The sequence below is a fragment of the Planococcus sp. ISL-109 genome, assembly GCF_018613655.1.
GTDB lineage: Bacteria > Bacillota > Bacilli > Bacillales_A > Planococcaceae > Planococcus.
This window is the reverse complement of the sequence record NZ_JAGGPW010000004.1, coordinates 1,083,437-1,103,248: the sequence shown is the minus strand read 5'-3', so window position 1 is coordinate 1,103,248 and position 19,812 is coordinate 1,083,437. Positions and strand designations below refer to the sequence as shown.

Genomic DNA, 19,812 nt, shown 5'->3' with positions numbered 1-19,812 from the left:
ATTTATCCAGTTTTGAAAGAACAAGAAACTTTGCCTTACGGCAAAAAAAGACTTGTAAAACTCGTCAGAGTTGGTATAATAAGTCTTGTCTTTCGAAAATCTTATAGTCCAGTGATGATGGCAAAGAGGCCACACCCGTTCCCATCCCGAACACGGAAGTTAAGCTCTTTTGCGCCGATGGTAGTTGGGGGTCTCCCCCTGTGAGAGTAGGACGTCGCTGGGCACTACATATGGAGGATTAGCTCAGCTGGGAGAGCATCTGCCTTACAAGCAGAGGGTCGGCGGTTCGATCCCGTCATCCTCCACCACTTTTCATTTTGTTGCCGGAGTAGCTCAACTGGTAGAGCAACTGACTTGTAATCAGTAGGTTGAGGGTTCAAGTCCTTTCTCCGGCACCACTCATGTAGGAGCCATTAGCTCAGTTGGTAGAGCATCTGACTTTTAATCAGAGGGTCGAAGGTTCGAATCCTTCATGGCTCACCATTTTTTACAATTTAATTGCCACGCGGGTGTGGCGGAACTGGCAGACGCACTAGACTTAGGATCTAGCGCCTTCGGGCGTGGGGGTTCGACTCCCTTCACCCGCACCATTTTTGCGGAAGTAGTTCAGTGGTAGAACGCCACCTTGCCAAGGTGGAGGTCGCGAGTTCGACCCTCGTCTTCCGCTCCATTTTTTTGCACAGATGCCAACCCTAGCCGGGGTGGCGGAACTGGCAGACGCACAGGACTTAAAATCCTGCGGTAGGTGACTACCGTACCGGTTCGATTCCGGTCCTCGGCACCATTCTTTTGCGAAAAATCATATAATGCGCCCGTAGCTCAATTGGATAGAGTACTTGACTACGAATCAAGCGGTTAGAGGTTCGAGTCCTCTCGGGCGCACCATATTTATCAGTCATCATCCTATTTAGTCGGGAAGTAGCTCAGCTTGGTAGAGCACTTGGTTTGGGACCAAGGGGTCGCAGGTTCGAATCCTGTCTTCCCGACCACTTTATGGGGCCTTAGCTCAGCTGGGAGAGCGCCTGCCTTGCACGCAGGAGGTCAGCGGTTCGATCCCGCTAGGCTCCACCAACTAACATACTTTAAAGATCCTGGCGGCGTAGCTCAGCTGGCTAGAGCGTACGGTTCATACCCGTAAGGTCGGGGGTTCGATCCCCTCTGCCGCCACTTTTTTAGGACCTTTAGCTCAGTTGGTTAGAGCAGACGGCTCATAACCGTCCGGTCGCAGGTTCGAGTCCTGCAAGGTCCACCATTTATATATTACCATGGAGGAATACCCAAGTCTGGCTGAAGGGATCGGTCTTGAAAACCGACAGGGGAGTCAAATCCCGCGGGGGTTCGAATCCCTCTTCCTCCTCCATATTTACAAAATGTGTGGACAATTTTTTCTTCTATATTATTATCGCGGGGTGGAGCAGTTCGGTAGCTCGTTGGGCTCATAACCCAAAGGTCGCAGGTTCAAATCCTGCCCCCGCAACCAAATGGTCCCGTGGTGTAGCGGTTAACATGCCTGCCTGTCACGCAGGAGATCGCCGGTTCGATCCCGGTCGGGACCGCCATTTTTTTAAATATGGGTCAGTAGCTCAGTCGGTAGAGCATTAGATTGAAGCTCTAAGTGTCGGCGGTTCGATTCCGTCCTGACCCACCATATTGCGGGTGTAGTTTAGTGGTAAAACCTCAGCCTTCCAAGCTGATGATGAGGGTTCGATTCCCTTCACCCGCTCCAATGGGCCTATAGCTCAGCTGGTTAGAGCGCACGCCTGATAAGCGTGAGGTCGGTGGTTCGAGTCCACTTAGGCCCACCATTGTTCCGAAGTAGCTCAGTTGGTAGAGCACCGCACTGTTAATGCGATGGTCGTAGGTTCGAGTCCTACCTTCGGAGCCATAACTGGGGAAGTACTCAAGTGGCTGAAGAGGCGCCCCTGCTAAGGGTGTAGGTCGGTAACACCGGCGCGAGGGTTCAAATCCCTCCTTCTCCGCCAGTAATAGGCCCCTTGGTCAAGCGGTTAAGACACCGCCCTTTCACGGCGGTAACACGGGTTCGAATCCCGTAGGGGTCATATAAAAAGCGTCATGCATTCATATGCATGACGCTTTTTTCGTTTTTAGTTTGCACGACATTCTTAGAAACAAAGCTATGGGTTGTCATACCGACCATAACCAAAATTAAACCGAGTAAGGCAAGCGGGGAAGGAAATACAATGGACAGCAGTAACAATTCTCCCACGAGCGCAAAGATAACTTCCAAGGATTGCGTCGCTTCAACTGCAGCGAGTTTTGGCATATTGTCCCTAACCATATCGGTCGCCATAAAGAAAAGAACGGTCGCTATGCCTCCTGAACTGATGGCGACGACTATAGTTTGGTAAGTTTGAGTGAAAGAGGGTGCTCCGACTGTACTAAAGCCATATAACGATAAAATGAGCCAAAACGGCAGGCTAGCCAAAGTCATTCCAAGAACGCGTTGATATGCATCCAATCGTCCTTCGTAGAGTTCCATCATTTTTCGATTACCGAGCGGATAAGCAAAAGCAACAATCAATACAGGGATTAAACCAAGAAGAACGGTCATAATAGAAACACTTGTTAAATGGTCATGCTGGATTAAAACTATTCCTGCTAGGATGATCAATGAAAATATTAATCCTTTTAGCGGGATTTGTTGTCTATGAACTAATACTCGATTGGAAGTAGTTACTTTTATGTAAAATAGCGGTGTTAATAATGTGCCAGCAATAATTGTGACTTGCCACGTGCCGGCAATCAGCCAGCCAGGAGAATAAGCAGCTGCAAAGCACAGAGGAGCATAGAAAAGCCCGAACCCGACAAAACTCCAAAGTAACCATTATTTCTTATGGTTTGCCATTTCTTTAAAAAGAGAACTTAAATTGCCCCGGAGAAAAACGATTAAGAGCAGAAATGGGATTATGAAGAGATAGCGCAACGAAGCGCTCCATACCCAATGACCACCTCCAGCATCCATCAGAGCATTCACCACAAATGTAACGGCGAAAAATAGGGTGCCTATGATCCCTAATATGATCGGTTTCATAACATTTCTCATTTCTGTATATACTAAAAACAATATATCGCAACTTAGTGTTTTATACTATATATAGAAAGGAGTTGTCTGAAAGACTAAGCTTTAAACTTTATATAGAAAGAAAAAGCTGACGGGGGGCGCTCCTGTCAGCTTTTCCATATTCATGATAAAAAATAATCAACCAATAGTCCGATTGCCAGTAAGAAGCTAAATAAAGTATTTGTGATGCCGGTATCTTTCATAGCTGGCATGACTTGCAGAGGTTCAGTATAACGCTTGAATATCATAATGACTTTAATCGGTTTTATTATACTCAGTAAAACCAATAAGGCCCAGGGGCTGACGGTTCCGAGTACGACCAATAAAATGATCCATGCATAGGACAAAATAAAGAACCACATGAAAATCGTAACGGCTGCTGGCCTGCCAGCTAAAATCGCCAAGGTCCGTCTGCCGCTTTTCTCATCTCCGACCATATCGCGGATATTATTGGCCATCATGATTGCAGCAACGAGCAATGTGCTTGGTATAGCTAGCATGATAGCTGTAGTTGTGATTGTTCCCGTTTGGACATAAAAGGCGACAATGACGATGAGAAAGCCCATGAATAATCCGGAAAATAATTCCCCGAGCGGTGTATAAGCGATCGGATAAGGGCCACCGGTATAGAAAAAACCTACCAACATCCCGATTCCACCGACTGCAAGGAGCCACCAGCTTGTAGCTGCAGCAATATAGAGGCCGAGCACTGCGGAAATGGCATATAACAAAAAGGCGAGTACAAGAACGGTTTTTGGGGAAACACCATTGCGCACGATTGCACCGCCTATGCCGATGGATTCCTTGGTGTCCAGCCCGCGTGCATAGTCGTAGTATTCGTTGAACATATTGGTGGCTGCTTGTATCAGTAAACTGGCTATCAGCATTGCGAGAAACAGTGGCCAATCTAAAGTGCTGTAGTGGATGGCAATCATGGTCCCGAGAAAAACGGGTGCGAATGATGCGGTCAATGTATGAGGGCGGGTAAGCTGCCACCAGACGCGCCAACCGCTATCAGCTTGTATGGAATGTGTCATTTGTATCTCTCCTATTCATTTCATTCCAACCTATATTGTACTTCAAAACGAAGATTTTTACAGCATATGTTGTGCTGAATTCCAGAGAAAGGGGTATGATAGAAGGCAGAGAGTAAAATGCATCACAGCTGTTTGACGCTGTAGTAAACGGAGGTAATCCGGTGAATCCACAATCGTATTCATCAACCGAAAAATTGGCAGCGAACCGCTTTAGCGGCTATCGCTTTTATACGGAAACCATCGAAGTTTCCACCATGTCTGCACTAGCATTTTTTGAAGCGGGACAAGAATCATATGAAGGGAAGCGTATGTTCTGGCAGAACCGCGAAAAATCCTTTACGATGGTCGGTCTTGGGCATGCATATGTTTTGACAGCAGATGATCATGAAGAGCGCTATAAAAGCATACAACAGGACTGGCAAGCGTTAAGTGCACAATTGGTCAACGAGGAAACGGCTGTGCAGCCGGTTTTGTTCGGCGGCTTTTCATTCGACCCCTTGAACAATCAGCCGAGCGAATGGAGAAACTTCCCGCAGGCTTATTTTGCCATGCCGACTTTCCAGTTGATTGTGAAAGGGGAGCAGGCTTATGTCAGTGTCCACTTGATCACCAACAAACCGAACAGTTTTGCGGATTTTGAAGCACTTCGAAAAGAACGCGATCGGCTTATTCATGCAACACAAGTTTCGGAGCCGAAAGTGTATATGAAACCACGCGTACTGGAAAAGAAGGAATTGAAAAAAGAAGAATATATGCGCTCGATTGAAAAAGTTACGAGAGTGATCCGATCCGGCGAAGTTGATAAAGTCGTCATCGCTAGGGCACTGGGGCTGCGTTTTGAAGAGCCGCTGTCAGCAGCGGCTGCTCTCTCACAAGCGGCAAATGAACAGCCGGAAAGCTTTTTGTTCGGTTTAGAAGCGGGAGAGCAGTTCTTCTTCGGTGCGACACCGGAGCGGCTCGTCAAAGTGGAGGCGCAAAAAGCATTGTCCACTTGCCTTGCTGGATCAACCCCTCGCGGGAAATCGGTGGAGGAAGATGAGGCATTGGGAAATGCTTTGCTGAACGATTCGAAAAACCGTTCCGAGCACCAATACGTAGTACAAATGATCGGCGATGTGTTTAAAGAACATTGTTCGATCCCACAAATTCCACACATTCCTAAATTGATGAAAATACGCGATATCCAGCACCTTCATACACCGGTAGAAGGGCAATTGAAAAACGGCAGTTCGCTCCTGGATCTGGTCGAAGCGCTGCATCCGACACCAGCTCTTGGCGGTGAACCGAAACATCAAGCTTTGAGTTTGATCCGTTCATATGAGCCGTTGAATCGGGGCTATTATGCATCGCCGATCGGATGGATTGATGCGAAAGGCGACGGAGAATTTGCAGTGGCGATTCGGTCAGCATTGATTGATGGCAATAAGGCGTATTTGTATGCAGGCGGCGGAATTGTAGCTGATTCGACGCCGGAAGCCGAATATGAAGAGACGTGGGTCAAGTTCCGTCCGATGCTCCGAGTCCTGGGAGGAAATCTTCATGACGAATCGTGAGTTTTTAACTGAATACGTGTTTGCATTTACGCATTCCCTTGTTCAGGCTGGTGTCCAAAAAGCGGTCATCAGCCCTGGGTCCCGTTCGACACCACTGGCTTATGCTTTCATGAAACAAGAGGGCATGGAAACCTACCGCCAAATCGATGAGCGTTCCGCTGGATTTTATGCGCTCGGCTTGGCTAAAGCGACGAACAGCCCAGTTGTTTTAGTGTGTACGTCCGGAACTGCGGCCGCCAATTATTTTCCGGCGATTGTCGAGGCGTTCTATGCGCGCGTGCCGCTGATCGTCGTAACGGCAGACCGTCCGCACGAATTGCGGGAAGTCGGTGCGCCGCAAGCGATCAATCAAATCAATTTATTCGGTTCCCATGTTAAATGGTCGGTGGATTTGCCGTTGCCTGAACAAGGCAACCGCTTAGATTATTTGGCACGTCATTTGGCGAGAGCCGCTGCAGTGGCAGAGACGGCGCCGAAAGGGCCGATCCATTTGAATGTACCGTTCCGTGAACCACTAGGCATCGATTTTGACCAACCGTACGAAAGCGTGAGCGAACTGCACCGATTTGAAAGCAGCCAGCAGCTCTCGGCTGAAGCTCAGGGCTTTTTAGAGGAATCCCTCGCACAAAGACGAGGCCTGTTGATTGCCGGAGAAAATACCGGGCATATTTCAGAAGAGCAATGGCGGTTTATCCGCCAGCTCGGATGGCCGGTGCTTGCGGACCCTTTGTCGAATCTGCGGGCAAACATTCCAGAAGATATGCACGGATTGATTATCGATTCGTATGATGCCTTACTGAAAAATGAAAGCTTTACTAAGCGTATTATACCGGACGTTGTCGTAAGAACCGGGCCTCAGCCCGTGTCAAAACCGCTCAGCTTATTCCTGTCAAAAATAAAACCGAAGCGTTATATCGTCATCGACGAAAGCCCGATGCTGCGCGACCCGCAATCGATTGTCACGCACCATATCCAGCAAGATTCTTCTGCTTTATGGAAACTGAAGCTTAGTGAATGTCCGGATAGTTCGTATCTCAATCTGTGGATGGAAGCGGCAGTGATTGCGCGCGCCACTATCGCGGAGCATTGTGGGCAACAAGTGGATGAGGGCGTATTGGCGCAAGCCTTTTTTGAGGAATTGGACGGGTGTGACTTGACCGTCAGCAGCAGCATGCCGATACGGGATGCTGACACTTACTTCCAAGTGACGGAACGGGATGTCCAAATTTTTGCGAACCGGGGCGCCAATGGCATTGACGGAGTGGTCTCGACGGCTTTTGGAATCCAATCCGCAAAAGGCCGGCCTGGATTTTTATTGATCGGCGACTTGGCGCTCTTGCACGATTTAAACGGCTTGATCGCATCGAAGCTTCAAGCTGCTGATATGACGATTGTGGTCATGAATAATGACGGCGGTGGCATCTTTTCGTATTTGCCGCAGTCACAAGAAGAACGGTACTATGAAGAGCTGTTCGGCACACCGACAGGAATTGGCTTTAAAGCGGCGGCCGAAATGTATGATGCCGAGTATTTTTCTGCGGATACGGTAGAGGAGTTGCAATACGCGCTTAGAACTCCGAAAGAAAAGCCGGTCCGCATCATTGAAGTGACGACGGACCGTGCGCACAATGTCACGACACACCGGAAGTTGTGGAGCCGGCTGAACGAGGAGCTCGACAAATGGAACTGACGGTTCGCGGTGTGTCTTATCATATCGAAATGACAGAACAAGACTATGCCCCGGTTATCGTGCTGCTACATGGTTTTACGGGCAGCACCGACACTTGGAAAAGAACAGTGCAACACTGGCCGGAATACAAAGTGGTCGTGGTCGATCTTATCGGCCACGGCAAAACAGAGAGCCCCCTGGACGCTAGCCGTTATAGCATGGAGCAGCAGCTGGAAGATTTGGAGGCGATCTTTGAAGCCTTGCAGTTGCCGCAATTTACATTGCTCGGCTATTCGATGGGCGGGAGAACCGCGCTTGCCTATGCGTGTGAATATCCTGTAAGGGTGCAAAGGCTCGTGTTGGAAAGTTCTTCTCCCGGCTTGCGGGATGAGCAGGCCAGACGCACAAGGCGAGAAAGCGATGCTGCACTGGCTTATTCGATTATTGAAAATGGCATAGAACCGTTTATTGATAAGTGGGAACGTATCCCGTTATTTGAAAGCCAAAAATCATTACCGTACGCGTTTCAGCAGGAAGTGCGAAATGAGCGTTTGGCTCAATCGACTATAGGCTTGGCGAACAGTCTGCTTGGGATGGGCAGCGGTTCACAGTCTTCTTATTGGGACTGCCTTCTGGGGCTGGACATGCCGGTGATGCTCGTAACCGGAGAGCTGGATCCGAAGTTTTGTGCCATCGCACAGGAAATGAACAAGAGGTTGCCGAATGCACAGCACAAGCTCATCTATGCAGGACATGCGATTCATGTGGAAAAACCAGCCGAATTTGCTACAATGGTAAAGGAACTATTAAATTGAATTATCGAGGAGGACTAATATGACAACACGTCAATGGGTTACAGAACGTACATATGAAGACATCAAATACGAAACGTATAACGGCATCGCCAAAATCACCATCAACCGTCCGGAAGTGCGCAACGCATTCCGTCCGAAAACAGTTCACGAATTGATCGATGCATTTTCACGTGCGCGTGATAATGCCGAAGTCGGCGTCATCGTCTTGACGGGAGAAGGCGAGAAAGCATTCTGCTCGGGCGGCGACCAATCCGTTCGCGGACACGGCGGCTATGTCGGTGAAGATGAAATTCCGCGCCTCAACGTCTTGGACTTGCAACGCCTCATCCGCGTCATTCCAAAACCGGTTGTCGCGATGGTCGCTGGATATGCGATCGGCGGCGGACACGTTTTGCACGTCGTCTGCGATTTGACGATTGCTGCGGACAACGCACGCTTCGGCCAAACTGGACCGCGCGTCGGTTCATTTGATGCAGGCTACGGTTCAGGTTACTTGGCACGCATCATCGGACACAAGAAAGCACGCGAAATCTGGTACCTGTGCCGCCAGTACGATGCACAGGAAGCGCTTGATATGGGCCTTGTCAACACGGTCGTACCTTACGAACAGCTGGAAGACGAAACGGTTCAGTGGTGCCAAGAAATGCTCGAAATGAGCCCGACCGCACTGCGGTTCGTTAAAGCGGCGATGAATGCCGATACAGATGGCCTCGCAGGACTTCAGCAAATGGCTGGCGACGCGACATTGCTTTACTACACAACGGATGAAGCAAAAGAGGGCCGCGATGCGTTCAAAGAAAAACGCAAACCGGACTTTGGCCAATTCCCGCGGTTCCCTTGATCATAAGTTTTCACAAAGAGCTGTCTTCTTCGGAGGCAGCTTTTTTTCAATCAACTTACCCTTAAACTAAAGTAATCACGGAATAGGCTTGAAAGAAAGGATTTTGAAAATGACTTATCCGAATTGGCTGACGCAGCGTGCTTATCTGACAGGAAATCAACTGGCTTTATCTTATGGCGAGAACGAATGGACGTTCAACGAAGTGAATGAGCTCGCACTCGAATATTCCGGGAAGCTAGCAAGTTTTGGCATCACTGAAAAGTCACGGGTGGCGCTGCTGTCGAAATCGCATCCAGATGCTGTTTTTGTTATGTACGGCTGCATGCACATCGGCTGTGAAATGGTCATGCTCAATGAACGGTTGGCCGGAGGGGAGCTTGCGTATCAGATCGACGATGCACAAGTGGACCGTGTGCTGGTGCATACGGCACTTATGGAGAAAGTGGCCGTAACAAATCCGATTTCCTTTGATGAACTGAAGAGCGTTGAACCAGTCGACTTTTTGCTGAAGACCGAATGGCCAAAAGACCGGACGATTTCAATCATGTTCACATCGGGAACGACCGGCAATCCAAAAGGGGTCAGACAGACGGCTGAAAACCATTTTTCCAGCGCGGTTTCTTCCGCGTTGAATCTTGGGGTATCGCCCGATGACGTTTGGCTATGCACCGTTCCGCTGTTTCACATTAGCGGGTTTTCGGTATTGATGCGCTCGCTCATCTACGGCATGGGCGTCCGGCTGTATGAGAAATTCGATGCGGCGGCATGTGCTGATGAATTGTGCAAAGGGCAAGTGACACACAGCTCGATGGTCGGCGTGATGCTCGAACAGGTGCTACGGGAGATCGAGCAGCGGGACCTGCGCGTGTCTCCGCGCTTCAAGCAGATCCTTGCAGGCGGCGGCCCAGTGCCGGTATCGTATTTGCAGCGTGCGGAAGCGCATGGCATTCAAGTGCTGCAGACATATGGCATGACGGAAACCTCCTCTCAGACAACGACTTTGCAGCCGGCTGATGCGAAGACGAAAATCGGCTCTGCCGGAAAACCGTTGTTTTTATACCAAGTGAAAATCGACGGCGCGCACGGGGCGGGTGAAAATGGTGAGATATTCATTAAAGGACCTCAAGTGACACCTGGCTATATCGGCCAATTTCGGGAGCGGCCTGTCCAGATAGACGGATGGCTGCCGACTGGGGATATCGGATATCTCGACGTGGAAGGCTTTCTGTATGTCGTCGACAGACGCTCGGACCTGCTCGTATCGGGCGGGGAGAATGTTTACCCGGCTGAGATCGAAAAAGTCTTGATGGCGCATCCGGCAGTGAGGGAAGCCGGGGTATGCGGCATGCCGGATGAACAATGGGGGGAAGTGCCAGCGGCTTTTGTTGTGTTGGATGATGTCCAGGCGAAAGAACAATTGCCTTCTTTTTGCCGGAAACATTTAGCCGGCTATAAAGTGCCGAAAATCTTCCATGTAGTGGACGAATTGCCACGGAGTGCATCCAATAAACTGCTTAGAAGGGAATTGAAGAAATGGCTGTGACGATTTCAGATATTCAATTTGATCCGGTCAAACAGCCATTAAAACAGCCCTTTCTAACGGTGCTGCAACGGGTCGAAGCTCGCGAAGTGACAATCGTGACGCTTCGGGACACGGATGGCCGTGAAGGGTACGGCGAATGCGTCGCCTTTGATACGCCTTGGTATACAGAAGAAACGGTAGCGGGCAGCCGATTTGTCATGGAGCAAGTTCTAGCTCCGCTGTTGATCGATCAGCGTTTGGCTGAACCGTCTGATGCGGACCGCCTATTTTCCAGCGTTAAAGGCAATCGCATGGCAAAGGCCGCTATGGAAATGGCCGTATGGGATCTTTTCGCGAAAAGCGCTGGATTGCCGCTTCATCTGTTTGTCGGTGGAACCGCTGAACCGGTACCGGCCGGTGTGGTGGTCGCAGCAGAAAGCGGCGAAATAGAAAGCCGCATTCAACAGGCGGTCGACTGTGGCTACCGGCGTATCAAACTCAAAATTTCACCAACGTCTGATGCTGCACTTTTGGAAAAAGTTATAAAAAACTATCCTGATACATCGTTTTACGCCGATGCCAATGGCAGTTTTTCAGGGCACCGACTGGAAGTTTTGCAGAAATTTGACCAAGTGGGCTTTTCGTTGATCGAACAGCCGTACGAGGAACAACAATGGATATTGCACCGCGATGCACGAAAAACGATGAAGACGCAAATCTGCCTGGATGAAAGCATTGCCAGTCTGGAAGATGCCAAGCGCATGGTGGAACAGCAGGCAGGAGACATAATCGTCCTGAAGATGGGACGCCTCGGCGGCTGGACGGAAACTTTAAAGCTTGTGGAGTTTTGCCGTCAGCAACAGGTGGAGATGTGGGTCGGCGGCATGATTGAATTCGGCATATCAAAGGCGCATAATCTGGCGCTGGCCTCTTTACCGGAAATCAAGTTGACGGGGGATTTTTCAGCTTCGGACCACTTTTGGAAGAAAGACATCATCGCTCCGGAAATCCGTGTAGAGCAAGGGGAAATCAAACTTAGCCAGGACCCAGGAATCGGTTATAGGCTTACAATATAAAAAACTCGCCGAAGGAGTACTCGGCGAGTTTTTATTATTTCAAGACCGTTTCAAGGACTTGCAAGTTCTTTTCCATCAAAGTGAAATAGGTTTCGTTGTTGTCGATATCTTCTTGGGTCAAGACGCCGAGGTTATGCATTTCGATCGCTTCAGCGCCGACTTCGTTTTGGATGACTTCCGTCAGGTTCGACGAAACGTTTTGTTCGAAGACGATGTACTGAATGTCCTGTTCACGAGCCATATCGACAATTTCGGTCAATTCTCTTTGTGACGGTTCGTCTTGGCTGTTCAAGCCGGCCACTGCTACTTGGTTAAAGCCATAAGGAGCAGACAGATAACCGAAAGCGGAGTGGGAGACGAAGAAGGTGTCACGTTCGACTTGCGTATTTAAGTTCTGGAATGACTCATCAAGCGCTTCTAGTTCAGCAACGAGTTCCTCATAGTTTTGTTCAAATTGCTCTGCACCTTCAGGGTCTGCGTCTGTCAATGAATCGCGGATAGAAGCTGCCAATTGTTGGCTCAATACGGGAGAGATCCATACGTGCGGATCAGTGGAGCCGTGGTCATGTTCTTCATGGCCAAGTTCATCTTCTTCATGTCCTTCTTCATCTTCTTCCTGTCCATGCTCGTCTTCCTCGTCGCCATGAGCCTCTTCACTTGCAGCTGCTTCTAGTTGTTCGTCCGTAATTGCATCTGCAGTGGCAACGAATTCAAGGTTTTCATCTTGCAAAGTTTGCTGTGCACTGTCAATAAAGCCTTCTAGCCCCAGTCCGACATAGAACAACAGATCTGCATCTGCCATATTGATCATATCTTTTTGCGTCGGTTCAAACGTATGCTCATTTGACCCTGGCGGATAAACCGATTTGACATCGACGCGGTCTCCACCGATCCGTTCTGCGAAATAGACGAGCGGATAAACGGTCGCATACACATCGACTTTTTCTGCAGCCGTCTCATCGACTGTATCATTTTCCACTTCGGGTTCCTCAGTACCGCCGCATGCGGCCAACAGCAAAATAAGTGCAAGTCCTGTTATCGATAAAATTTGTTTCATAATGTTCCTCCAAAAATTCAGTATAGTTTTATAAAATGTAATGATTACGTTTTATTGACTCTTAGAATCATACAATAGAACATCGCGGAATACAAGAAAAAAAGCCATCTATTTTTTAGGGGGCCATTTTTCCGGGACGAAATCCACTCCGCCTTTATGGAACGGGTGGCAACTCAATATACGGCGCATTGCGAGATAGCCGCCTTTTAGCGCCCCGTGTTTTTCCACCGCTTCGATGCCGTAATGCGAACAGGTCGGGTAAAAGCGGCAGCTCGGCGGTGACAATGGGGAGATGAAACGCTGGTAAAAACGAAACAATTTCACTAATACGGTTTTCATAATGGTTCCACTTCTTTCTGTATGGTTACGATTCACTGATGTTTATTGTAGGGGTTTTAGAGGTATTTATAAAGCAGAAGAGCTTATCAATAAAAATGGAGAGTGATGAATTGTGTCAAAAAAACTTAACGAAGAATTGAACGTCCAAGTAGCAACGTGGTCAGTGGTCTACACGAAATTACATAATTTCCACTGGTACGTCAAAGGCCCATCTTTCTTTACATTGCACATGAAATTCGAAGAGCTTTACAATGAAGCGACGCTACATATGGATGAGATTGCAGAGCGCTTATTGGCACTTGGCGGCAAGCCGGTAGCAACGATGAAAGAGCAATTAAAACTTTCCGTAGTCACTGAAGCGACAAGCAGCGAAAGCGCGGAAGACATGGTCGAGACGGTCGTTTCCGATTACGATAAAATCATGAAGTCCTTGAAAAAAGGCATGGAACTTGCTGCTGAAGATGGCGATGACATGACAGAAGATATGTTCAACGCCATTCATCAAAATTTGGAGAAGCATTCTTGGATGTTGTCTGCATTTCTCGGCGAAAAGAAGTAGAATAGAAGAAATGGGGCGTACGACCGTTTTCCGGTTGTGCGCTTTTTTCTAGAGCCGGGAGGACTTTCTATGGAATACACGGACTTGAACGACTGTAATTGCCAGTTGTTTTTCGAACAAGGGCAGTCGCAATTAACGAGCAGGCATGTGCTGGTCATTGCGAAATGGAACGGCGACTGGCTGCTGACGAAACATCGCGAACGCGGCTTGGAATTTCCGGGAGGCAAAGCAGAACCTGGCGAATCGCTTGAAGAAGCCGCGAAGCGGGAAGTGTACGAGGAAACGGGTGCCAGCGCAGAGCAACTCGAATGGATTGCAGAATACACAGTCAATGCGGATACGCCTTTCAGTAAAACGGTGTTCGCTGCCGTCATTACGGGCATCGACGACATCGCCCGCATGGAAACGGAAGGGGCGGTACTCGTCCCACAATTGATGATTGATAAACGTTATAGCTTCCTGATGCGCGATAAAGGCATGGAGGAAATCATAAAGAAGGTGAAGAGGCTTGAAAAATGGAGACATTGAATCGGCGAGATGGTATCCGTCACCCAATCCGAACGTCAGCCTGAGAGAGCTGACGTATTGGTCTGAAGGTTTGCGCGTCAAAGGTTTACTGGCTCAGCCGAAAACAGGAGAAAACGCCAGAGGGATTTTGTATTTGCGCGGCGGCATCCAGTCGATAGGCATGGTGCGGCCGGCAAGGATTGCACAATTTTCCGCAATGGGTTTTACGGTGTTCGCTCCTTATTACCGCGGAAACCGCGGTGGGGAAGGCAAGGATGAGTTTGCCGGAGAAGACAGATGGGACGCAGTACACGCAGTCGATGTGCTGAAGAAATTCACTAGTGGACCGGTTCACTTACTGGCATTTTCAAGAGGGGGTATCATGGCAATTTGGACTGCCGTTTTGCGGGAGGATATTTGCTCTGTGGTGACTTGGGCTGGTGTAACCGATACCGTGGTGACCTATAAAGAGCGGATCGATATGCGACGGATGATGAAACGACTCTATGGCGGAACCCCAAATACAACGCTTCCCGCATTTGAAGAGCGCAATCCGCTCAAGCATCTGGCTAAAAGCGATGCGGCTTTCCTGATCATCCACGGCCTGAAAGATGAACATGTTTCAGTGCAGCAGGCTTTTCTTTTGGAAAAAGCGCTAAAGCTCAATGGCCATAGCTTTGAAACGTGGTATTTTCCGGAATACACGCATTTTTTCCCTCCGCAAGCCAACATCCAAACCGCCAAAGCTTTGACGGTTTGGATGATCAATCAAGAAGAGGCAGGAAAAAGGGCTGACCGCACAGTAAAAGCCATAGCGGCTGAGCAAAAAAAAAAAGTATGACTGAATAGATCACTTTCAAGGTGAAAAACTCCATAGAAAAAGGACGAAGAAAAATGATTGATTTTTCCTCGTCCTTTTTTATTGATTTAGTTGTGGGTAGGTCCGCCCTTAACGCTGATGGCCGGATCCACTGTTCCGAATTTCTCGAAGTTGTCTTTGAACTTCTTCGCCAAGTGCTGTGCTTTCACATCATAAGCTGCTGTGTCAGCCCATGCATTGCGCGGGTTCAATACTTCAGTCGGGACGCCAGGAATTTCTTTTGGCATATTCAAGCCGAATACGGATTCGGTTTCCATTTCCGCATCTTGAAGCTCGCCGCGGATTGCAGCGCGCACCATTGTACGTGTGTAAGACAATTTCATACGGCTTCCGACGCCATATTCTCCGCCAGTCCAGCCTGTGTTGACAAGATATACTTCTGCGCCGTGCTCATTGATTTTGTCGCCGAGCATTTTTGCGTATACCGTTGCGTGTAGCGGCAGGAATGGTGAACCGAAGCAAGTCGAGAATGTCGCTTCCGGAGATGTGACGCCACGTTCAGTGCCGGCAAGTTTAGACGTGTAGCCGCTAAGGAAGTGGTACATCGCCTGTTCTTTCGTCAATTTACTGATCGGAGGCAATACGCCAAAAGCATCAGCCGTTAAGAAGACGATCGTTTTCGGGTGCCCTGCAACAGAAGGAGTTACGATATTATCGATGGCCTCAATTGGGTAGGCGGCACGCGTGTTTTCTGTCAATGAACCGTCATCGTAATCCGGGATACGTGTATCTTCGTCAACGACCACGTTTTCGAGGACAGAACCAAAACGGATGGCATCATAGATTTGCGGCTCGTTTTCACGGGACAGATTGATCGTTTTTGCGTAGCAGCCGCCTTCGATATTAAAGACGCCGTTATCGGACCAGCCGTGCTCATCGTCGCCGATCAGCTTGCGGTCCTCATCAGCGGATAACGTCGTTTTGCCTGTTCCGGAAAGGCCGAAGAATAAAGTAACATCGTCTTCTTTTCCGACGTTTGCTGAACAGTGCATCGGCAGAATGTTTTTTTCAGGCAGGATGTAGTTCATGATCGAGAAGATAGATTTTTTCATTTCGCCAGCGTACTCTGTACCGCCGATCAAGATGATTTTCTTTTCCATTGAAACGATGATGAAAGTTTCAGAAACCGTGCCATCGACCGCCGGGTCCGCTTGGAACGTTGGAGCGTACACAACAGTGAATTCAGCTTCGTGCGCAGCCAGTTCTTCCGCAGTCGGGCGGATGAACAATTGGTGGGCGAAAAGGTTGTGCCATGCATATTCTGTGATCGTCTGAATCGCAAGACGGGATTCAGGATCTGCACCAGCGAAGCCTTTGAAGACGAACAATGCGTCTTTTTGTTTCAAATGATTGATGACTTTAGCATATAGGTTTTCAAAGATTTCAGAAGAAATCGGGCGGTTTACATTGCCCCAGTCAATTTTGTCTTTCGAAATTTCCTCTTCTACCATATACTTGTCTTTAGGCGAACGGCCCGTGTATTTACCGGTTTCGGCTTTTACTGCGCCTTCGCGCGTAAGAACTGCCTCTCCCCGGGATGTTGCAGCTTCCACCAATTGGGGAACCGACAATTGCATTTTAATATTCGAGCCGTTCAAAAGCTCTTTCAAATCATTTGCAAAGTTCACTGAAGTCATATATATGTACCTTCCTTTTCGTTTATTCCCAAGTGAATGGGGAAGATGTATATTCGAACATTAGTATAACACATTGGCATGATTAGTCTATACTAATAACCATAAATCTTTCAATGTTCATGAATTATGCATATTTTATAGTATAAAGCCGGATGCGCACAAAAATCGGGCAAGTGTTTCCGCTAAAACCGTTGACAGCGGTTGACGCATTCCGTATGATGGAAAATTGTACGGATACTCTTATTCCGAGCTGGTGGAGGGGACAGGCCCTATGAAACCCGGCAACCTGCTGCATTTGCAGAGAAGGTGCCAAACCTGAAGCAAGGAACTCAACCTTGGACGATAAGAGTGAAAGGTGCTTATGATGATTTCTCCTTTCCTCATTTATTTATGAGCGAAGGGATTTTTTTATGAAATTGCCCTTAATCCTCGTGTGAAAGGCCACAACGGCTTGAAGTTCAATCCAGTTCGACTGGAACGGACTTGACATGGGAAAACGAGTACCGTATCAATTTCGAGAGCAATCTCGCAGGATATAAGGAGGAACATTTTTTGACAAACCGTCGATTATTCACATCAGAATCAGTAACAGAAGGACATCCGGATAAGATCTGTGACCAAATTTCGGATGCCATCCTTGATGCAATCTTAGCAGCAGACCCGAACGCACGGGTTGCATGCGAAACTACAGTAACAACAGGTTTGGTGCTGGTTGCGGGGGAAATTACGACATCTACGTATGTCGACATCCCGAAAGTAGTGCGCCAGACAGTTAAAGATATCGGCTATACACGTGCGAAATACGGCTTCGACTCTGAAACAAGCGCTGTTTTGACAGCGATTGATGAGCAGTCTCCGGATATCGCAGCCGGGGTCAACGTTGCCCTTGAAGCTCGTGAAGGCCAAATGACAGATAAAGAATTAGATGAAATCGGAGCAGGAGACCAAGGTCTGATGTTCGGCTATGCATCCAACGAGACAGAAGAATTGATGCCATTGCCGATCAGCTTGGCGCATAAATTGGCTCGCCGTCTTGCAGAAGTGCGCAAAGAAGAGATCCTTCCATATTTGCGTCCGGACGGTAAAACACAAGTGACGATCGAATATGATGAAAATAATAAACCGGTTCGCGTGGACACCATCGTCATCTCCACTCAGCATCACCCAGAAGTGACACTTGAGCAGATTCAGCGCAATATTAAAGAATATGTCATCAACGCAGTCGTACCGGCTCACTTGATCGACGACGAAACAAAATACTTCATCAACCCGACAGGCCGTTTTGTTATCGGCGGACCTCAAGGGGATGCTGGCTTGACTGGCCGCAAAATCATTGTAGATACTTACGGCGGTTACGCGCGCCACGGCGGCGGTGCTTTTTCGGGCAAAGATGCGACTAAAGTGGACCGTTCTGGTGCATACGCCGCACGCTATGTTGCGAAAAACATTGTCGCTGCAGGCCTTGCAGATAAATGTGAAGTGCAGCTGGCGTATGCGATCGGTGTCGCACACCCGGTGTCGATTGCTATCGATACGTTCGGGACTGGCACTGTAAGCGAAGACAAATTGATCGAGCTTGTGCGCGCCAACTTTGATTTGCGCCCAGCAGGCATCATCAAAATGCTCGACCTGCGCCGTCCGATCTACAAGCAGACTGCAGCGTATGGCCATTTCGGCCGCACGGATGTCGACCTTCCGTGGGAACGGACCGATAAAGTGGAAGCTTTGAAAGCACAAGCGAACGCGTAAACAGCGACTTCAATCAGTGGGAGTGTAAGCTTCCTGAAATGCAGCACAAAAAGCAGGCGGAGAAATTTCTCCGTCTGCTTTTTGTTATTGAAGCGATTTATAATAAGCGGCTTTTTCAGCGTATTCCCGAGTGATGCGCTCCATGTCCTTTCTATCGTCATCGTTCAATTCCCGGACGACTTTTGCGGGACGGCCGAATGCTAATGTGCCGGGCGGGATTTTTTTGCCTTGAGCGACTAGGCTCCCGGCACCGATAAATGCGCCTTCGCCAATTTCAGCACCGTCCAGGATGACAGAGCCCATGCCGACGAGTGCGCCTTTGCGGACTGTGCAGCTATGAAGCGTCACTTGATGGCCGATTGTCACATTATCTTCTAAAATGAGCGGGTTGTCCGGGCTTTGGTGGAGCATAGACAAATCCTGGATATTGGTATTTTCCCCGATGATAGTCGCCGCGACGTCGCCGCGGATGACCGTATTGAACCAAACAGAGGAATTTGCGCCAATGGTGACGTCTCCCGTAACGGTCACAAAGTCTGCAATGAATGCCGAATTGTCAATTTTTGGTGATTTGTCTTTATATGGATAGATCATGGCAAAGCTCCTTTATCATTGATAAGATGTAGTTAGTTCTAATCGTATCAAAACAAACGAAAAGGTCAATCGAACAAGCTTTATAAAGGAGGCGCGGATATGTGGAAATGGCTGGCAGAAGGAGAGGCAAAAGGTGTTGTGGTGCTGATTCATAATGCTTACGAAGAGCATCGGCGCTATGCATGGCAAATCGAGAAATGGCGCACGAACGGGTTTCACGTCTATATGGGGGATCTGCCGGGACACGGCATACAGGCTTCAGAGGACGGGGTGCACCGGGAACATTTTTTCGAGTACGACAAAGCGGCTGCGGAGTTGCTCCGGCTGGCTGCTGAAAATGTGCTGCCAATTGTATTGATTGGCCATGGCTTAGGTGCAATTGTCGCCATCCATGCACTTTCTGCCAACCGCCACCCGGTGTCAGCAGTGATTCTCACATCTCCGTGGTTTGAATTGAAGAAATTTCCAGCGAAGCAATCATTCCCGCTGTCCGGAATAAGCAAGCTTGGAGGAAAGCGCAAAGTCGACCATGGCATTGAGCTGCGCCATTTGACGCGGCGTAAGTTTCAAGATGGGCAAGCTAAGGCGGGTGAAGCGATCTACTCACTCAGCACGCCGGCTTGGTGGAAAGAATTGCAGAGCTATATGGAGCAGGCAGGCAAAACGCAAATTCCAGATGTCCCAGTGATGCTCAACTTGGGACAGCGCGATTTGATCACCAAAACAAAACTTAGCCGCGATTGGCTGTCTACGCAGACGTTAGCGGAATTCCATTTTAAAGAATGGCCGTTTTGCTATCATGACCTGTTCCAGGAGCCGGAACGGGAAGAAGTATTTCAGATGAGCCTCTGTTTTGCCCAGGCAGTAGCCGAATCCGATTGAAAGCGACTGGAAC

At 48.8% G+C, this 19,812-nt stretch carries 16 protein-coding genes, 20 tRNA genes, 1 rRNA gene, 1 pseudogene and 1 riboswitch; of the genes and pseudogenes, 32 read left to right on the top strand and 6 right to left on the bottom strand.

Annotated features, from left to right (window positions below; genetic code table 11):
• Positions 1-107: 107 nt before the first annotated feature.
• The 21 genes from rrf to J7E21_RS07250 all read left to right on the top strand — a co-directional run bounded on the left by rrf (position 108) and on the right by J7E21_RS07250 (position 2,060).
• Positions 108-223 (top strand): 5S ribosomal RNA (rrf, locus tag J7E21_RS07350).
• A gap of 9 nt (positions 224-232) precedes the next feature.
• Positions 233-308, top strand: a tRNA-Val gene (locus J7E21_RS07345).
• Between the two features lie 14 nt (positions 309-322).
• Positions 323-398, top strand: a tRNA-Thr gene (locus J7E21_RS07340).
• 9 nt (positions 399-407) lie between these two features.
• Positions 408-483: transfer RNA gene (locus tag J7E21_RS07335), tRNA-Lys, on the top strand.
• A gap of 22 nt (positions 484-505) precedes the next feature.
• A tRNA-Leu gene (locus J7E21_RS07330) sits at positions 506-590 on the top strand.
• A 5-nt stretch (positions 591-595) separates the two neighbouring features.
• Positions 596-670, top strand: a tRNA-Gly gene (locus J7E21_RS07325).
• Positions 671-695: 25 nt separating this feature from the next.
• Positions 696-784 (top strand) — tRNA-Leu (locus J7E21_RS07320).
• Positions 785-808: 24 nt separating this feature from the next.
• Positions 809-885: transfer RNA gene (locus J7E21_RS07315), tRNA-Arg, on the top strand.
• Positions 886-912: 27 nt separating this feature from the next.
• Positions 913-989: transfer RNA gene (locus J7E21_RS07310), tRNA-Pro, on the top strand.
• A gap of 6 nt (positions 990-995) precedes the next feature.
• Positions 996-1,071: transfer RNA gene (locus tag J7E21_RS07305), tRNA-Ala, on the top strand.
• A 22-nt stretch (positions 1,072-1,093) separates the two neighbouring features.
• Positions 1,094-1,167, top strand: a tRNA-Met gene (locus tag J7E21_RS07300).
• A gap of 8 nt (positions 1,168-1,175) precedes the next feature.
• Positions 1,176-1,252: transfer RNA gene (locus J7E21_RS07295), tRNA-Ile, on the top strand.
• A gap of 15 nt (positions 1,253-1,267) precedes the next feature.
• A tRNA-Ser gene (locus tag J7E21_RS07290) sits at positions 1,268-1,360 on the top strand.
• A 43-nt stretch (positions 1,361-1,403) separates the two neighbouring features.
• A tRNA-Met gene (locus J7E21_RS07285) sits at positions 1,404-1,480 on the top strand.
• Between the two features lie 3 nt (positions 1,481-1,483).
• Positions 1,484-1,559: transfer RNA gene (locus J7E21_RS07280), tRNA-Asp, on the top strand.
• Positions 1,560-1,572: 13 nt separating this feature from the next.
• A tRNA-Phe gene (locus J7E21_RS07275) sits at positions 1,573-1,648 on the top strand.
• Positions 1,649-1,652: 4 nt separating this feature from the next.
• A tRNA-Gly gene (locus tag J7E21_RS07270) sits at positions 1,653-1,726 on the top strand.
• Between the two features lie 2 nt (positions 1,727-1,728).
• A tRNA-Ile gene (locus J7E21_RS07265) sits at positions 1,729-1,805 on the top strand.
• A 4-nt stretch (positions 1,806-1,809) separates the two neighbouring features.
• Positions 1,810-1,885, top strand: a tRNA-Asn gene (locus J7E21_RS07260).
• 5 nt (positions 1,886-1,890) lie between these two features.
• Positions 1,891-1,982, top strand: a tRNA-Ser gene (locus J7E21_RS07255).
• A 6-nt stretch (positions 1,983-1,988) separates the two neighbouring features.
• Positions 1,989-2,060, top strand: a tRNA-Glu gene (locus J7E21_RS07250).
• Between the two features lie 11 nt (positions 2,061-2,071).
• On the opposite strand, the pseudogene J7E21_RS07245 reads toward J7E21_RS07250, so the two are convergent.
• Both J7E21_RS07245 and J7E21_RS07240 read right to left on the bottom strand, forming a co-directional pair.
• Positions 2,072-3,052, bottom strand: a pseudogene (locus J7E21_RS07245) (DMT family transporter).
• Positions 3,053-3,204: 152 nt separating this feature from the next.
• On the bottom strand, positions 3,205-4,119 hold the full coding sequence (locus tag J7E21_RS07240) for a 1,4-dihydroxy-2-naphthoate polyprenyltransferase (RefSeq protein ID WP_215106059.1): 915 nt from the start codon (positions 4,117-4,119) through the stop codon (positions 3,205-3,207).
• A 161-nt stretch (positions 4,120-4,280) separates the two neighbouring features.
• Here J7E21_RS07240 and J7E21_RS07235 point away from each other — a divergent pair, with 161 nt between their 5' ends.
• The 6 genes from J7E21_RS07235 (at position 4,281) to menC (ending at position 11,595) form a co-directional block, all read left to right on the top strand.
• A complete protein-coding gene (locus tag J7E21_RS07235) occupies positions 4,281-5,672 on the top strand; it encodes an isochorismate synthase (RefSeq protein ID WP_215106057.1) in 1,392 nt (463 codons plus the stop codon).
• Positions 5,659-7,362: a 2-succinyl-5-enolpyruvyl-6-hydroxy-3-cyclohexene-1-carboxylic-acid synthase gene (menD, locus tag J7E21_RS07230; RefSeq protein WP_215106055.1), complete on the top strand. Its 1,704-nt coding sequence runs from the start codon at positions 5,659-5,661 to the stop codon at positions 7,360-7,362. The genes J7E21_RS07235 and menD overlap by 14 nt, the downstream gene beginning before the upstream one ends.
• Positions 7,353-8,156 carry a 2-succinyl-6-hydroxy-2,4-cyclohexadiene-1-carboxylate synthase gene (gene menH / locus J7E21_RS07225; RefSeq protein WP_215106053.1) on the top strand — a complete coding sequence of 268 codons (804 nt, stop codon included), beginning with the start codon at positions 7,353-7,355 and terminating at the stop codon, positions 8,154-8,156. The genes menD and menH overlap by 10 nt, the downstream gene beginning before the upstream one ends.
• Positions 8,157-8,175: 19 nt before the next feature.
• A complete protein-coding gene (gene menB, locus J7E21_RS07220; RefSeq protein WP_215106051.1) occupies positions 8,176-8,997 on the top strand; it encodes a 1,4-dihydroxy-2-naphthoyl-CoA synthase in 822 nt (273 codons plus the stop codon).
• Positions 8,998-9,106: 109 nt separating this feature from the next.
• Positions 9,107-10,540, top strand: coding sequence for an o-succinylbenzoate--CoA ligase (locus tag J7E21_RS07215; protein ID WP_215106049.1), 1,434 nt, complete (start codon positions 9,107-9,109; stop codon positions 10,538-10,540).
• The gene (gene menC / locus J7E21_RS07210) at positions 10,531-11,595 is read left to right on the top strand and encodes an o-succinylbenzoate synthase (RefSeq protein WP_215106047.1); all 1,065 of its coding nucleotides are present in this window, start codon (positions 10,531-10,533) and stop codon (positions 11,593-11,595) included. Before J7E21_RS07215 ends, menC begins: the two co-directional genes overlap by 10 nt.
• A 34-nt stretch (positions 11,596-11,629) precedes the next feature.
• On the opposite strand, the gene J7E21_RS07205 is transcribed toward menC, so the two are convergent.
• Both J7E21_RS07205 and yidD read right to left on the bottom strand, forming a co-directional pair.
• A complete protein-coding gene (locus tag J7E21_RS07205; protein ID WP_215106044.1) occupies positions 11,630-12,652 on the bottom strand; it encodes a metal ABC transporter solute-binding protein, Zn/Mn family in 1,023 nt (340 codons plus the stop codon).
• Positions 12,653-12,760: 108 nt separating this feature from the next.
• A complete protein-coding gene (gene yidD / locus J7E21_RS07200; protein ID WP_215106042.1) occupies positions 12,761-12,991 on the bottom strand; it encodes a membrane protein insertion efficiency factor YidD in 231 nt (76 codons plus the stop codon).
• A 112-nt stretch (positions 12,992-13,103) separates the two neighbouring features.
• Here yidD and J7E21_RS07195 point away from each other — a divergent pair, with 112 nt between their 5' ends.
• The 3 genes from J7E21_RS07195 to J7E21_RS07185 all read left to right on the top strand — a co-directional run bounded on the left by J7E21_RS07195 (position 13,104) and on the right by J7E21_RS07185 (position 14,898).
• Positions 13,104-13,550 (top strand): Dps family protein, encoded by a 447-nt coding sequence (locus J7E21_RS07195; protein ID WP_215106040.1) that lies wholly within the window; start codon positions 13,104-13,106, stop codon positions 13,548-13,550.
• Between the two features lie 69 nt (positions 13,551-13,619).
• Positions 13,620-14,078, top strand: coding sequence for an NUDIX domain-containing protein (locus tag J7E21_RS07190; protein WP_215106038.1), 459 nt, complete (start codon positions 13,620-13,622; stop codon positions 14,076-14,078).
• A complete protein-coding gene (locus tag J7E21_RS07185) occupies positions 14,059-14,898 on the top strand; it encodes an alpha/beta hydrolase family protein (RefSeq protein ID WP_215106036.1) in 840 nt (279 codons plus the stop codon). The genes J7E21_RS07190 and J7E21_RS07185 overlap by 20 nt, the downstream gene beginning before the upstream one ends.
• A gap of 86 nt (positions 14,899-14,984) precedes the next feature.
• Here J7E21_RS07185 and pckA read toward each other — a convergent pair whose 3' ends face one another.
• Positions 14,985-16,574, bottom strand: coding sequence for a phosphoenolpyruvate carboxykinase (ATP) (pckA, locus tag J7E21_RS07180; protein ID WP_215106034.1), 1,590 nt, complete (start codon positions 16,572-16,574; stop codon positions 14,985-14,987).
• Between the two features lie 237 nt (positions 16,575-16,811).
• Positions 16,812-16,923, top strand: a riboswitch (SAM riboswitch).
• 203 nt (positions 16,924-17,126) lie between these two features.
• Between pckA and metK the strand changes: the two genes are divergently transcribed.
• Positions 17,127-18,323, top strand: a complete 1,197-nt coding sequence (gene metK / locus J7E21_RS07175; RefSeq protein ID WP_215106032.1) for a methionine adenosyltransferase — start codon at positions 17,127-17,129, stop codon at positions 18,321-18,323.
• A gap of 84 nt (positions 18,324-18,407) precedes the next feature.
• Here metK and J7E21_RS07170 read toward each other — a convergent pair whose 3' ends face one another.
• The gene (locus tag J7E21_RS07170; RefSeq protein ID WP_215106030.1) at positions 18,408-18,917 is read right to left on the bottom strand and encodes a gamma carbonic anhydrase; all 510 of its coding nucleotides are present in this window, start codon (positions 18,915-18,917) and stop codon (positions 18,408-18,410) included.
• A 99-nt stretch (positions 18,918-19,016) separates the two neighbouring features.
• Between J7E21_RS07170 and J7E21_RS07165 the strand changes: the two genes are divergently transcribed.
• Complete coding sequence (locus J7E21_RS07165; RefSeq protein WP_215106028.1) at positions 19,017-19,799, top strand: alpha/beta hydrolase; 783 nt, start codon at positions 19,017-19,019, stop codon at positions 19,797-19,799.
• Positions 19,800-19,812: the final 13 nt, after the last annotated feature.

Excerpts from the sequence above, each read along its gene's own strand:
- pckA (WP_215106034.1), bottom strand. The coding sequence starts at position 16,574 with ATGACTTCAGTGAACTTTGCAAATGATTTGAAAGAGCTTTTGAACGGC.
- yidD (WP_215106042.1), bottom strand. The coding sequence starts at position 12,991 with ATGAAAACCGTATTAGTGAAATTGTTTCGTTTTTACCAGCGTTTCATC.
- J7E21_RS07170 (WP_215106030.1), bottom strand. The coding sequence starts at position 18,917 with ATGATCTATCCATATAAAGACAAATCACCAAAAATTGACAATTCGGCA.
- menD (WP_215106055.1), top strand. The coding sequence starts at position 5,659 with ATGACGAATCGTGAGTTTTTAACTGAATACGTGTTTGCATTTACGCAT.
- J7E21_RS07165 (WP_215106028.1), top strand. The coding sequence starts at position 19,017 with ATGTGGAAATGGCTGGCAGAAGGAGAGGCAAAAGGTGTTGTGGTGCTG.
- menC (WP_215106047.1), top strand. The coding sequence starts at position 10,531 with ATGGCTGTGACGATTTCAGATATTCAATTTGATCCGGTCAAACAGCCA.
- J7E21_RS07205 (WP_215106044.1), bottom strand. The coding sequence starts at position 12,652 with ATGAAACAAATTTTATCGATAACAGGACTTGCACTTATTTTGCTGTTG.
- J7E21_RS07240 (WP_215106059.1), bottom strand. The coding sequence starts at position 4,119 with ATGACACATTCCATACAAGCTGATAGCGGTTGGCGCGTCTGGTGGCAG.
- menB (WP_215106051.1), top strand. The coding sequence starts at position 8,176 with ATGACAACACGTCAATGGGTTACAGAACGTACATATGAAGACATCAAA.
- J7E21_RS07215 (WP_215106049.1), top strand. The coding sequence starts at position 9,107 with ATGACTTATCCGAATTGGCTGACGCAGCGTGCTTATCTGACAGGAAAT.
- menH (WP_215106053.1), top strand. The coding sequence starts at position 7,353 with ATGGAACTGACGGTTCGCGGTGTGTCTTATCATATCGAAATGACAGAA.
- J7E21_RS07190 (WP_215106038.1), top strand. The coding sequence starts at position 13,620 with ATGGAATACACGGACTTGAACGACTGTAATTGCCAGTTGTTTTTCGAA.